Source organism: Pseudomonas sp. B21-023 (genome assembly GCF_024749165.1).
Taxonomy (GTDB): Bacteria; Pseudomonadota; Gammaproteobacteria; order Pseudomonadales; family Pseudomonadaceae; genus Aquipseudomonas.
Window position 1 is genome coordinate 2,877,600 of record NZ_CP087190.1, and the last position, 13,044, is coordinate 2,890,643.

A 13,044-nucleotide genomic window follows, 5' to 3' on the forward strand; every position below is an offset into this window, starting at 1 on the left:
AGTCCTGTCTCGGATTCAGTCTATGCGCTTAACGATGCCGAACCGACCTTCCTTGAAGTCGCTGGCACGGAGTACATCTGGGGCAACCTGGTCACAGCTGTAGGTCAGGTAGCTCACAGGTGGATTACCAAATCGATCCGAGCTACGGTTCGCGCAGCCTGAAGATGAGGCAACGATGTAAAGCGGCTTGGTTATCACCTCATTGGGGACTTGGAGTCCCATGGAGAATCTGATACTCGCCTTGTGAGCAAAGTCATTCGCGTCATCATGGTAATTACCGAGGAACGTCGCATAGCTGCTCCAGCTAACGAATTCGAATCCCATGACGCCCAGTCGTTTGAGCTCGCCACCGTTTGACGCGTAGACCACCAACGGCGCCAGCCGAGGATCTTTGCTCTTTGACGAATAGGTAACCCTTGCCGTGATGTACTTGGAGCCACGCTCGGCTGATCGGTACTCGTACTGATCACCGTAATCGTTGAAGCTCCATTGGCCAGTTATCTGGGCAGATTGAAGTGATACAGAGCTGTCGTCTGCTGTGAAGGAGCTTTTGACCGGGATCGCCTTCATCCCAAGGGCTGCTAGCCGGCGCGCCTCTTGCTCTTTGGCTTCACGATCCTTGACCAGCTTCTGCAGGAAGCCGCTTCCGGTTGAGGCTTCAGCTGAATCGGGGTAGCGAGAAGTCAGCGAGGCCAGGGCTGTCCTAGTGGATGCTTCGTCGCCACTGTCGAAAGCCTTTCTCACCTGAGCCAGCAATACGCTTGGTGTCTCTTTGAGCGTGGTGTTTTCCCGCTCAAGCTGCGCAATCCTGTCCTTGGCCGCGCTAATTTCTGCTTGCAGGGCTTTGATGTCCGAGCGAAGGTTCTCAGCCTGCTTCTTGTACACCTCGCCGCCATCTCCACATCCCACAAGCGAGAGCCCCAGGCAGGCGACTAGTAAATCCTTTCTCAAGGTGCACTCCATTTTATCATTGGCCCCAGCGGCGAAGATGGCAATTTACTACCATGCTTGAATTACCGGAAAGGCGCCCACGGCTCGTCCGTAGCTGGCTGTGCGGAGCAAGAGAAGCCAGTGTCACTGGTGACCATGATGCGATGTACCTGGCTGGTACCGGTGAGCCCGGAGCGCTACCATGTATGAATTCGCGAGGGCGCCAGCAGAGGCTAACCGGCGCAGTACTACCCCAACGCATTAGGACATTTCCAATGAGCAGCATGCCCCCTGAACAAAACGAATACTTTTCGCAAGTGTTCAGTGCGGCGCAAAGATTGTATGGGGGTAATGTAGAGGCAGCCCGCCACTGGATGAGAAGTCCTGTCAGGGGACTAGGTGGAAAGTCGCCTGCCTCCATGCTCACGACCAGAGAAGAAACAGACAGAGTTCTCGACTACATCACGCGCCTTGAACATGGATTTGTGTTCTGACCCGCCTGTTCGCGACTCCCCGGTAGCCGAGAGCAAAAACGACCTTTCCTCAACTTCTCTGCAACCGGATGATCCTCTGCAATTTACCGCGCTGCATGAAGTGGGGAGGGAAGCCGCAGGAAGTCATCCCATAAAGGCGCATTCTTGCACCAGTACCCGGACTGCAGCGCCAGCTGATCCACGGTCGCAAAGCTGCCTTCTTGAATCATCGAAAACCACGTTTCGCTGGCTCAGTATTAAGTCAGCGGAACGAGGCAAGTATTGGGAGTATCAATCGGGACTGCGAGGAGCCGGTGATGAGTACCGGTCTACTGATAATTGGTTTTTCGCTGGCCATTGTGTTTCTACCGCTGTGACTCCCTCAGGGGTCGGCACGAGTGACCAGATGCGCGCCTCAATCCCATCATTCTGCAGCTTACGCATGAAATAACGAGCCTGAAGAGCGTCATGGGTGGCTATCACGACCTGAAAGCCATGATCGATGATGTAATCCCGAAGCACATCGAAGACTGCCGCTGCATGCACCATGTCATGGTGCTGGGTGGGGTCGTCGAGAAGCAGTCCGCGCCAGGAAGACCATGGATGATCAAGAGCCATGGACAATAGGAAGGTCAGCTGCAAATCTGTCAATTGGGCTTCGCTTGCTATGGCTGGTACCGGTGCTGAGCCCCCGTGAAGAGGCACTGAAACCTCGGCGCGTTCACTTCTCCAAGCAGTTCGAAAATCCAGATTCGTTCCGGTGAATCTTGGGTCTCTAACCACCCGCTTTAATAGTGCCTGCCAACGGGGTACAACTGCTAGCACGTGCTTTTGTACGTTGGCGATTTCAGCGGAAAGTGATTGGCTAAGTGATTCCATTGCCAGGGAAAGCATGGAGAGGCGCGTTAGGCTTGACTGCTTTGCCTCGATTCGATGATGAAGATCTGAGCTAAAGTCATCTTCAGAGAGTTCGCCGCGTCGCCGATCCAGCATACCTTGTGAGACACGTGCCTGTTCCAATTTGCTCCAAGCATCGATCTCGATTTTAATCGTCTGAAGCACCTCCGAATGGCGAGTCAGCTCACCCACCTTTGACTGCATCTGCGTCTCATGACCGCTCGCAACTTCAGCATTGGGATCACCATCGAACGAAAGTTGGCGCCATGAGGCTCGTACAGTGGCGAGGCGCGATTGGGCCTCAGTCAACTGTGTTTGAAGAGCGGCGACGGTATTCGTCAGCTCTGTCATCTGCACCTGCTGCCTGCTCAACGCAGATTGTTCAGTCGTCAACTTCGCAGACAGGTCAGCGAGCAGAGCGGCGTTCTGCTTTTGAGCTAAAGACAACGCCTCCAGTGTCTGAGCTGGGGGCGCATCTGCGGTAATGGCTGCCAACGCTGCGGTCGCTTGCTCAAGTCTGACGGTGGCATTTGAGCGGGTTTGCCTGGCGGCATCCACGGCACGAACTGCTGCAGCGTAAGCCTTCTTGGCCAAGTCAAATGCCTCAGGAGCTATCGGAGGTGCGAGATTACGCTGTTTCTCGTCAAGTTGGAGCTTTGCGACATCATTTGCATCTCTCCGCCGGCGAATGGAGTCTCTTGCGAGTGGCAAAGTATCACCGCCGAGCAGGGTGTTGGACTTAAGGTCGCTTAGCTCCAGCGCAATATCAGATAGCTGAACAGCTAACTCAACAAGCACACTTCGGCAAGCGATCAGCTCTGCTTCGACAGTTGCAACAGCCTTGTTGCACTCGTCCATCAACTTTTTCGACGTTTTGACAAGCTCAGCAGCTTGTACAACTTCTGGATCGAGAGTCTGCAAAGCCTTGGCCACTCGCTTTTGGAGAGCTTCAGCGCCGTGTTCTACACCGCAGAGAGGGCAGTCAATGCGGTCAGGGGGGAGGTGGGTCGCAATAGTCGCGACCGCACTGCGTATGGCATCAGCTGCCGAGGTTAGGGAATTGTGCCGATCCATGGCGGCCACTACCTCAGCATCTGCCACAACCTGTGCCGTCTGAGCAGTTGCAAGTTTTTTCTTCAGTTGGCTCTCTTCTGCTTCCTGATCCCCCAAGGAGACTGAAATATCTACATTGAGCTGAAGTAGCTCCTCCCACCTGGCAATGAGTTCGCTCGCTGTCAACAAGTCTGCGTCCACCTGCAAGAGCGTCTTACGTTGCTCATTAATGAGGCGGTGCTGAACGTTGACCTGCTCATTGCCCTCGGTTTCGGTACGCGATTCCGCAGCCTTGACCTCCGCGTCGACGAGAACCTTATCCGCGCTCTCTAAAACTCGGCTACGTTCGGATACCAAATCTTTAGCCTGAGTCTCACTCCCATATCGGTTGATCTGCCGAATTATGGCGTCACGCTCGCGTTCTGCAGCGACCAGCTCGTTCTGTACTCGCTCATGACTGGCCGTGGCATTGCTCCGATCCTGCTTTTTGCGCGACAGCTCTGCGGCATTCGATGCGAGCTCGCTACTCAGTTGGTCGATACGGGTTTGCTCGGAGTCGAACCGTCCAATCAGGCCATCTACTTCTGCCAGCGCCTTAATCTGATCTTTGAGCCGTGCGAGTTTGGTTTGCACCAACTGCTCTAGCGCGCTGTGAACAGTTTCCAACCCATCCTGCCCCAGCGGTGGCGTTAACAAACCAGCGGGAAGTTGCTCCAGAGCTTGGGCCTGGCTTGCGATATCTGTGATGGATTCGCCGATATGCTCTCTGCTTCGAAGCGCCCCTTGTGACTGGGCCGCCGCCTGATCTCGGTCATGCTTCAAGCTCTGCCATTCGCTGAATTCAAGTTCAAGTGTTTCTAGCGAAGCTTTGGCCTGGTTCAGTTGCTCTGTGAGCGAGCGGCGAATACCTCCGAGCGCGCCGGTCACTTGTGAGCCGTCCCGCCCAATTGGAAGTCGAGCCAGCTGTGAGCCAGCTACTTTCGCATCCGCTTGAACAAGCCAGTCTCGCTCTCTCTGATCCAGCAAGTGGGTAAGTCTGAGGAGAAACGGAATGTCTTCAGGATCGGCTTCCGGGAATACCGTGCTTAAGTCACCTGACCGCTCTACCTCGCCAAGCTCTCCGATGTGAGCAGCGACATGGGTATCACCAAAATCGAGGCTCACCCGAGCGGTACTTTGAGCGTCTCGAATGATCGGGAAAAGGTTGTCACCCAGTCGAGAAATTTTTCCCGTTAGCCCAAGCTCCAAAGCCTCGAAGACTGCGGTTTTCCCTGTCCCGTTAGGCGCCAGCAGGATAGTTGCTCCCCGACTAAATTCGATTTTGGTATCTATGCCAAATCGGCGAATGTTGGAAAGGGTGAGAGCCTTGAGCTGTTTCATTGGAAGTCCTCGTCACCATAAGCCACACGCTTCAGCGCATCAGCAATCTCAGCGCCCGCCATCCCGGAAAGCAGCAATCCATGCCACTCCGGAAGATGAGGTTCAACCCACGAGTGGGATTTTTTCAGCGAATCCAAGGCCGCTAACAGGGGGTCAGTGATACCGTCCGAGGTGCCTGCTGGAGCTAAGGCTGCCAGGAAGCTTCGGTCAAGAAAGGAACTGACATCCTCCTCCTGTCTCGCCACTACTTTTCTGCAAAAGCGGTCATCCGTTTCCAGACGGGCTGCGTCTTCCGAAGCAATACCATCGATGAGCAGAAACATATAAAGGTCAGCTGTCTGCGGTTCGGGAAGCATGTCTCGCACGTCTGCAGCCCATCGGAAAGCCCCCTGGATACTTACGGGTTCGAAAGGAAAGGCTGCGATCAAGACCGTTCGCCATCCCGCAGTGTTCTGGTTGACGCGCTTGAGCTGAATGGTCTGAAACTCGATTTCGGCTAAGGGTGACGCCAGGTCAACCGATTCGGGCGGGGAAACATCATAGCGGCCTTCAGCCCGCTGCCGAACGGCTGAAACCAACTCTGAGATGTCTATCATTTCAGATTCCTTCCACATGCGACTGAATGGCTGACTGGCGCGTAGCCACTCGCTCTTGCAATTGTTTTGAAAAGTGCTGTCGTACAGAGGCTAACGTGCCACCCCGCAGATGCTTGAACAGTCCAGACCGGGTGACCACCAGGAGAGGCTGGCGCTCAACGGCCATGCTGTTGAATGCCTCTGCGTCGTCAGCCATGCCTGCATCCATCAGATCTGAGGGGGAGGCGCTGATGCCTGACAGAATTACGACGGGGGGAGGCGATGGGCCTATCACTGTCATCAAGTGGTCATCAGATAGCTCGCGGACTAGCGGCGCTTGTCCTGAAGGGCCAGACCAATACCGGAGAGCGAGACTTAACACACGGCCGGCATCGGGGAAGCAGTCCCAGCCAGTGTTGGTACCCCCCAAGCCCACTGCAACCAGGAGCAACGTTTCAACCGCCGTGACCAGCAGATCCAAGGTTCGAGGGCCAAGGCGTAACGCATGCTTTGAGTTCTTACCTTCGGTTTCGGGATAAAGCAGTTGCTCCAGAAATCTCCGGCGGCTATCAGGGGCATTAGTGAAGCCAGTTACCCACTCCCGCCAAACTGCCTCCATCGCGTCCATAAGGTCTGGGTCAGAAATGGTAACGAGCTTGTCCGAGACACCTTGGATCAAACGTTTCCATACCAAGTCATCCATCGCATTTGCGAGCGCTTCAGCCTCATCGCAAGCGTCGCGAAGCGTTTTAAATTCTTTATCCAAAGCGCAAGCCAGGCGTTCAGGGTTATCAATCCACGGCAAATTGCTGAGATCAGTCTCAGCAGATCCGAAGGTGTGGCCCACTTCATGCCCAACACTAGCGCGCCACGCCACCTCGTCCAACATCAAACTCTGGCTTCCGTGAGGGAGGTGCAGCGCCATACGCAGAATTGCTGACGGAAGAGTAAGATTGGCACCGATTGCGGGTTTGTACGGGGCGTAGATTCTAAGCTTTCGATTACCGGCCTCACTGCTCCACAAATGCTCGACGACTCCCGCTGCTGACCTTGGCACAAGACTGCCCAAGTCATGCGTGCCAGCAAATGACCATACCTTGCCGCCGAGCTTCACCTCATCGCTTAACAAGTACTGAGCCCAGGTTACGATGTCCGAACGAAGGCCATCTTCGAGCTCTCGGATCGCCGCATGACATCCCAGCGCTGAAACATCTGAGGTATGGCCTGTGATGTAGGTAATGAGCCGCTCCAGCGTTCGCTTGGGATCAGCAAAATGGCGACCTAAGGTCGCCTGACAGCGTTGCTCCAGAGCTGCATCATTACCGACACAGACAATGGTGACTCGGCGCAGAGTGTCGCTGATCTGGGCCCAGCTCTCAAAACCACACCAAGTTGTCAGCCAAGTGAAGACTCGCTGTGTTGGGCCGTCTTTTCGATCCGCAAGCTCAGTCAGGTTGAGCCCATCTTGGCGGCAAATTTTACACAGCTCATCGAGATGGTTGATTGTGAGCCCGTCTTTGATCTTCAGCTCTGCGCCCACCAGCGTTAACTGGAAAATCCGATCGGGTACGGTCGCGAACGTACCCTTTCGGGCATGGTTCGCCAGACTAGCGAAAGCAGTGTCGAGGACGGAGTCGGGCTTCTTTGGTTTCGGAGCCTTCAGAGAGGCCTTGGACAAGGTAGGGTCAGGATCCTCGACCGGCTGCAAGTATTTTTTACCTTTCGCGCAGCTGGCCAAGTACTTCGCCTTGTCAGCGTCCTTGATGCAAAAATTAGTAGTCTGTCGTTTGATCTGAAGGTGCTCTAGAGAGCGCTCTTCATGTTGGATCACTACGTCATCCCATTCCTCAATTCCGCCCGTCTCGGCACCAATCGAGATAGGAGCGCGGCGGCCGTCGAGGAACTTCTCCAGCATCTCGGACAGCCTTTGAGCGATCACCAACTTCTCGTAGTGAGACTTCTGCTCAAGCCGGAACCTTCTGATCATACTGACATCCCTTCAACCAATCCTAACCTTGCCAGAGGCGCTGGCAGTTGGCCACATCCTAGCAATATGTGTGAGTTAGAAGGGTACAGATTGAGAATTTTCGATCACTAAATTATTTCCGTAGCTTTTCTGCACCCTTGATACCTATCCAGGCGAAGGCTGCACTACACCATCCTAGGGTTGGGGGAGGTTGATCGCTTCCAAGACAGAAATTGTCGGGTAACGGAGTGACAACGAGAGGCGAAGGGCAACGCTCAAGGCAGTTGGAAGGTCAATTCTGCAGATAGTGACGTAGTTCAGCTTAGGCCCGTAGGTGGGCTCTGGGAGCGCATAGACGCGCTTTGTAGCACAGCGAACGTCATAGAGATACGGTTCCAAGCAGCTGCTTCCTGCAGATGCCGAAGTGCTCAAGATTCGTGAGGTAAAGGCCGTCGTTTCGAGACGTGTGGCCCGATGCAGAAACAAGCATCAGGCCACTCCGGTGATAGCATCAGAAGCGATCATCATCCAGCAGCGCTACAGCCCGGACAAATCCTGCGGACGCATGCCTGATTTTGTAAGGGAAGCATGAAATCTAGAACCCAGATTGAAGGGAGCTGATCCAGGTTTGCCAGCTTTTCCATTTGACCGTAGCCTATGTCGCGACCGGCTTTGTGGCCCTCCCAGACAATTGATGCATCCCCAGTCTGTGCGAAGCGCTCGCGGGTAAACTTGAAGGGCGCATCCCAACTCCATGCGTCCGTTCCAACGACCCGAACCCCTTTTTCAAGAAGGTATAAGGTCGCATCGCGCCCCATCCCAACACCTGCATCGAGATAGCCAGGTTGCCCCAAAAGGCTTCCGGCGCGGGCATTGATCACAACGATCTCCAGTGGCTGTATCTCGTGATCAATGCGCTTCAATTCAGCCTCTACATCGGCAACGCTCACGACATACCCATCTGGCAAGTGGCGAAAGTCCAATTTGACGCCTGGCGTCAAGCACCACTCCAGAGGCAGCTCATCGATCCCGTAGGGGGGGCTTTCCACCATCCGTTGTCGAGGCATAGTGCCAAGGCGCATCCATGTGCATACCGCTGTGCGTGGTGATACTTAGCCGTTCTGCTGCCCACGACTCGTTTCCAGGCAAATCCTCCTTGCGAAGCCCTGGGAACATCGCGGCCATCTCTGGCCACCCCTGCTGATGATCCATGTAGTCAATCTTGGGCAGTAGGGGTGGTGGATCTGTATACGGGTTGTTGTCCAGGCTGACCGAGAGGTCGAGCATGCGAAATTTAGCCAAGTTCATGAGTAGTAATCCCTACTTCCGTGCTCTTGGGACGTGTGAAGGGTGGGTAGCCGACATAGGAGCCAGGTACGAATGTACTTTGGTGCGATTCCAGTTTAGAAATTCTCCTTCTCGTCAGGTCGCTCAAGGAGACCGCATGTATAAGAACGTAAGTTTTACGGCCCGCGAGCTATTCGATCGAGCCTGGTCTACACCGGTTCTGAGGCTGGCGCGGGAGATTGGTGTTTCAGATGTCGCGCTGAGCAAGGGATGCAGGAAGGCTGGCATTTCACTGCCGCCTCGTGGACATTGGGCCAAGCCCGCCGAGAACCGCCCCAGCAAGCCCGCTCCGCCGAACTCTACCGAGCTGATTACGTTTCGCGTATTGGACAGGACGATGCTACCTCCAGCGCCGCCCAAACCGCCCAGCACTCCCAAGCTAGAGAAACTCAGTGTGCCGGACAAGTTAATAGACCCCCACCCGCTGGTGCGTAAATGGCTCCAGGCTGTCAGGGCTGCGAAGGATGTTGAAGGACGGGTGGAGCTACGGCGCGAGCGGGTGTTGTATACCCGTATTTCGCGTGACATGGTCGATCGCGCTGCATTGCTTCTGGACGCCTTGATAAAAGACAGCTCAAAACGCGGATGCAGTTGGGCAGTGGATGATCACAACCGAACCACGGTAACGTTCGACGGGGAGATGGTATACGTGACCCTGCGAGAGCGTATTGCAAAAGCAGTGAAACCTCCGCCACCCCCAGAGCCCCGGCCCAGGCGGCGCCGGATGCGTGAGCCGGTGATGTGGTTGGGGCGACGGGAAATCTACGTCTATAGCTCGACTGGCGAATTGACGCTGATTGCTCAAGAAAAGCCAGACGTAGGATCGCAGAGGAGCTGGACAGACAGTAAGACGGGCCACCTGGAAGACAAACTTCATCAGTTCTGCACAGGTCTCGCCAAAGTAATAGAGCGGATGAGAGCGTATCGGGCGAGCATGGAGGAGTGGCGCCGTCAGCGTGAGAGTGAAGAAGCCATTCGACGCCAAGCCATCATGAAAGCAGAGCACCAGCGAGCGCTGCAGCTGCGTTTAGTGGAGAACATGGAGAAGTGGGAGCAAGCGGTACGCCTGAGAAGGTTCATTGATGCCGTAGCAGCTGGCATTGGCGAGGTCAGCGAGGAGGAGGGGCGTCATGTGAAGGCGTGGGTAGAGTGGGCGAGGGAGCACGTCGATGTACTCGACCCACTAGGCAAAAACGCCACCACCTCACTTGACTGAGCGAAACCCAGGGCGCCGCTGTACTCTTCTAAAAAGAGCGCCCATATGGGGTGCCCTCAGGCGACCGACCATGCCGCGCGCTTGGTTAGGATAGTTGCCGGAGTGCCAAATCAGGTTGACTGTAAACCACTTTTTTGAACGAAGCTTCAATCGAGAAAGCAGCGATCGATCTGCTCATGCAGATTTACCGTGATCGCCGGTACCTGTGGCCAGATCAAGATATTCCGCCGATGATGATGCGCAGCCCCCGGATCGCCGCGATGGTCAGCGGCTACGACTATCATGAGCATCCGACCCTAGGAGACACCCAATTCAACCGGCACAGCACCGGTACTCGTATCGCGGGCCTTATTGACCGTCAATCGAACAAGATCGCCGTGGCGACGGAGTTTGGTGACAAAGTCCAGCTCTTCACCGGCGCGCATGAGATCGGCCATCTTGTGCTCCCCGAAGACACTGTCATGCACCGAGACCGCGCTTTTGACGGCAGTCCTCTGCAAGCACCACGTGCACCTGCAGAGCGACAAGCCGATCGCTTCGCCGCCTGCTTCCTCATGCCTCAAAAACTGTTGAGGGAACGGTTCGGGTTCATGTTCTGCTGCACGGGCCAATTGCGCTTCAGCGACGTGATTGCCTATCACCTCGACCCCAACAATCCGGATCGGCTTTTCTACTCTCCGAAAGAGTCGGGAGAACGTGAGCTGGCGCTGGCGCGATGCACCCGACTTAACAACCAGCACCTGGTGTCACTGGCCCAGCAGTTCGGTGTCTCCGACTCGGCGATGGCCATCCGGCTCAAGGAGCTGGAGTTGGTGCGATGGCCTTAGCGAGCAGGGCGTTTTGGCCTTAGGCGACGCTCAAAAGCTTTTCCAATTGAGCGCGTTCCCAGGTACTCAGCAGCTCCACTGGGTCAGTACTGTACGACTGCAACGAGTCGAAAACGTAGACACGCCCCTCCGGGCTGTAGCAACTGTCGCAATAATCGAGCGTGCCACAGTCGTTGTAGAAGGTGAGCACCCAGCCATCGGCCTCCACTGTCATTAGACCGCCGTAGATTTCAGCCCACGACTGCTGACCTAGTCGGCGCATGCTACGAATCCCGAGAGCGATGTCCCGCAGGATCTGATAAGCCTCGCGGGCCGTTAGTGCTTTTGCTTCCAAAAGAACGGTACCTGTATCTGGTTGTTGTCGGACTATCCGTGTCCGACCAGGGCTGACCGAATGGTAAATGAAACCTTGCGTGTTGAGCGTGTTGCGCGGGCCTCAATTTGGTAGCCTTCGGCCCTTTTGGAGCATACCCATGACAGCCAACGCACAGTACAAGCTCAACGCCCGCTACGGCGCGCCTGACATTTCACCGGCCACGCAATGGAATGAGGTCATCGAGCAACTGCTGGATCACCGGAGCGTCCGGGCGTTCACTGATCAATCTCTGCCCGAAGGCACGATCGAGACCCTGGTCGCAGCCGCCCAGTCCGCATCGACATCTTCCAATCTCCAGGTCTGGAGTGTTGTCGCCGTTCAAGATGTCCATCGTAAGAAGCGGCTGTCCGGCCTGGCCGGTAATCAGGCCTATATCCATCAAGCCCCACTGTTCCTGGTATGGCTTGCAGACCTGTCCCGGGTCTCGCGCATCGCGGAGCAGGCAGGGGTAGAGCTGGAGGCGCTGCCGTATCTGGAAAGCTTGTTGCTCGGCACGATCGACGCCGCTTTGGCCGCTCAGAACGCTGTGGTTGCTCTGGAGTCGCTGGGGCTTGGCAGCGTATACATCGGTGGCATCCGTAATGACATCGAAGGTGTCGCCAAAGAGTTGGGGCTGCCGCCACAGGTCTATCCCGTTTTCGGCCTGTGCGTCGGCTATCCATCACCTGACCGCCCTGGAAAGGTAAAGCCGCGGCTGCCGCAGCAAGCCGTACTGCATCATGAAACCTATACAATCGCCGGCGAGGAGGGCGTCCTCTCGGAATACGATGCGCGCCTGGGTGCGTTCTATGAGCGTGAGGGAATGAAGGCATCGGGCTGGTCGGAGCAAGTGGTCAGTAGACTCCGGAATGTTTCGAGTCTGCATGGGCGTGAGGAGCTTCTGGGTGAGCTGGCGCGGATGGGCTTTGGGCTTCGCTGATGCGCTAGTCTGCCCGCGCATGCTCAGCCCTGCTTCAACTGACCGTGAAGGGGAATGCCTAAAATGGCGATGCTCCGCTTGCGACGAAGGTGTTATACATGAGCGGAGCCGCTCAAGTAGTGCGCTCAGCTAATGCTTTACATAGCTAACAGGAGCGTGGATGCGCACCGCCAGACGAAGACTTGAATGCATTGATAGACAACAGCCCAGTAAACACAGCCAGGGTCTCTGAGACGATGGTGGATCCCAGGCCTCGCAAGCTGAGACCTAACGACTTGGTGCTCTTTTTGGATTACGACGGCGTGCTGCACCAGGACGCTGTGTACCGCACAAAGCACGGCCTGGAGCTGCGCGCACCGGGCGAGCTGATGATGCACGCCCACATCCTCACTAGTCTGCTGCAGGACTTTCCAGAGGTTCGGATAGTGCTGTCCACGAGCTGGGCCAGGCTCCTGGGCTACAGCCGAGCGAAGGCAGCACTGCCGGCCGAGCTGCAAGCACGCGTTGTGTCGGCTACTTGGCACTCTCGAATGACTCGATCCCCTATAGAGGGATACGACAGTTTGTCGAGGCATGAGCAAATACGTGCCGCTGTTACACGCGCCGGCATCACCCGTTGGCTGGCAATTGATGACGATCCTGATCACAGTTGGTCAGCTCGCGACCACCGCCTAATACGTTGCGAACCCACGATGGGACTAGGCAGCGAGGCTACTCAAGTGGAACTGCGTACCAAGTTGCAGGCGCTGGTAGACACCGCTGCTGGCTAGTACTGATGACCACCAGTGCGCGGGAGGAGATCACCCGATTGATCCGGGATAACAAGCGGTTTCCGAAAATCGCCAACAGGCCAAAAAGGCCTCGCACCATCGCGAGGCCCTCGAACGTCTGCAGGGTGATCAGGGCATTGAGTGTGCGTACATTGGTGGCATTCGTAACGACATCGAAGTCGTTGCCAAAGCGCTGGCGCTGCCGCCCCAGGTATATCCTGTATTCGGTCTGTGCGTCGGCTACCAATCTCCTGACCGACCAGCGAAGGTAAAGCCGCGGCTGCCCCAGCAGACAGTGCTGCACCACGAAACCTA

At 55.9% G+C, this 13,044-nt stretch carries 10 protein-coding genes and 1 pseudogene; 5 read left to right on the forward strand and 6 right to left on the reverse strand.

The features are described 5' to 3' along the window. Positions 1 to 15: 15 nt before the first annotated feature. Entirely contained in the window at positions 16 to 951 is a 936-nt protein-coding gene (locus tag LOY42_RS12940) for a hypothetical protein (RefSeq protein WP_258601022.1), read from the reverse strand. Between the two features lie 353 nt (positions 952 to 1,304). Here LOY42_RS12940 and LOY42_RS26630 point away from each other — a divergent pair, with 353 nt between their 5' ends. Next, positions 1,305 to 1,424: an antitoxin Xre/MbcA/ParS toxin-binding domain-containing protein gene (locus tag LOY42_RS26630; RefSeq protein WP_408981082.1), complete on the forward strand. Its 120-nt coding sequence runs from the start codon at positions 1,305 to 1,307 to the stop codon at positions 1,422 to 1,424. 270 nt (positions 1,425 to 1,694) lie between these two features. On the opposite strand, the gene LOY42_RS12950 is transcribed toward LOY42_RS26630, so the two are convergent. The 4 genes and pseudogenes from LOY42_RS12950 to LOY42_RS12965 form a co-directional block, all read right to left on the reverse strand. Beyond that, the gene (locus LOY42_RS12950) at positions 1,695 to 4,733 is read right to left on the reverse strand and encodes an AAA family ATPase (RefSeq protein ID WP_258601024.1); all 3,039 of its coding nucleotides are present in this window, start codon (positions 4,731 to 4,733) and stop codon (positions 1,695 to 1,697) included. Continuing rightward, positions 4,730 to 5,329: an ABC-three component system middle component 1 gene (locus LOY42_RS12955; RefSeq protein ID WP_258601025.1), complete on the reverse strand. Its 600-nt coding sequence runs from the start codon at positions 5,327 to 5,329 to the stop codon at positions 4,730 to 4,732. The genes LOY42_RS12950 and LOY42_RS12955 overlap by 4 nt, the downstream gene beginning before the upstream one ends. 1 nt (position 5,330) lies before the next feature. Next, on the reverse strand, positions 5,331 to 7,295 hold the full coding sequence (locus tag LOY42_RS12960; RefSeq protein WP_258601027.1) for an ABC-three component system protein: 1,965 nt from the start codon (positions 7,293 to 7,295) through the stop codon (positions 5,331 to 5,333). Positions 7,296 to 7,785: 490 nt separating this feature from the next. Next, positions 7,786 to 8,582: pseudogene (locus tag LOY42_RS12965) on the reverse strand (cyclase family protein). A 136-nt stretch (positions 8,583 to 8,718) separates the two neighbouring features. Here LOY42_RS12965 and LOY42_RS12970 point away from each other — a divergent pair. Continuing rightward, on the forward strand, positions 8,719 to 9,837 hold the full coding sequence (locus tag LOY42_RS12970) for a hypothetical protein (RefSeq protein ID WP_258601029.1): 1,119 nt from the start codon (positions 8,719 to 8,721) through the stop codon (positions 9,835 to 9,837). 134 nt (positions 9,838 to 9,971) lie between these two features. After that, on the forward strand, positions 9,972 to 10,664 hold the full coding sequence (locus tag LOY42_RS12975) for an ImmA/IrrE family metallo-endopeptidase (RefSeq protein WP_408981073.1): 693 nt from the start codon (positions 9,972 to 9,974) through the stop codon (positions 10,662 to 10,664). A 19-nt stretch (positions 10,665 to 10,683) separates the two neighbouring features. Here the strand turns inward: LOY42_RS12975 and LOY42_RS12980 are convergent, their stop codons facing one another. Further along, entirely contained in the window at positions 10,684 to 10,998 is a 315-nt protein-coding gene (locus tag LOY42_RS12980; RefSeq protein WP_258601031.1) for a hypothetical protein, read from the reverse strand. A 139-nt stretch (positions 10,999 to 11,137) separates the two neighbouring features. On the opposite strand from LOY42_RS12980, the gene LOY42_RS12985 reads away from it, so the two are divergent. Continuing rightward, positions 11,138 to 11,959: an NADPH-dependent oxidoreductase gene (locus LOY42_RS12985; protein ID WP_258601032.1), complete on the forward strand. Its 822-nt coding sequence runs from the start codon at positions 11,138 to 11,140 to the stop codon at positions 11,957 to 11,959. A gap of 236 nt (positions 11,960 to 12,195) precedes the next feature. Next, positions 12,196 to 12,729 (forward strand): HAD domain-containing protein, encoded by a 534-nt coding sequence (locus tag LOY42_RS12990; RefSeq protein WP_258601186.1) that lies wholly within the window; start codon positions 12,196 to 12,198, stop codon positions 12,727 to 12,729. Positions 12,730 to 13,044: the final 315 nt, after the last annotated feature.

Excerpts from the sequence above, each read along its gene's own strand:
- LOY42_RS26630 (WP_408981082.1), top strand. The coding sequence starts at position 1,305 with ATGAGAAGTCCTGTCAGGGGACTAGGTGGAAAGTCGCCTGCCTCCATG.
- LOY42_RS12950 (WP_258601024.1), bottom strand. The coding sequence starts at position 4,733 with ATGAAACAGCTCAAGGCTCTCACCCTTTCCAACATTCGCCGATTTGGC.
- LOY42_RS12955 (WP_258601025.1), bottom strand. The coding sequence starts at position 5,329 with ATGATAGACATCTCAGAGTTGGTTTCAGCCGTTCGGCAGCGGGCTGAA.
- LOY42_RS12960 (WP_258601027.1), bottom strand. The coding sequence starts at position 7,295 with ATGATCAGAAGGTTCCGGCTTGAGCAGAAGTCTCACTACGAGAAGTTG.
- LOY42_RS12970 (WP_258601029.1), top strand. The coding sequence starts at position 8,719 with ATGTATAAGAACGTAAGTTTTACGGCCCGCGAGCTATTCGATCGAGCC.
- LOY42_RS12985 (WP_258601032.1), top strand. The coding sequence starts at position 11,138 with ATGACAGCCAACGCACAGTACAAGCTCAACGCCCGCTACGGCGCGCCT.
- LOY42_RS12990 (WP_258601186.1), top strand. The coding sequence starts at position 12,196 with ATGGTGGATCCCAGGCCTCGCAAGCTGAGACCTAACGACTTGGTGCTC.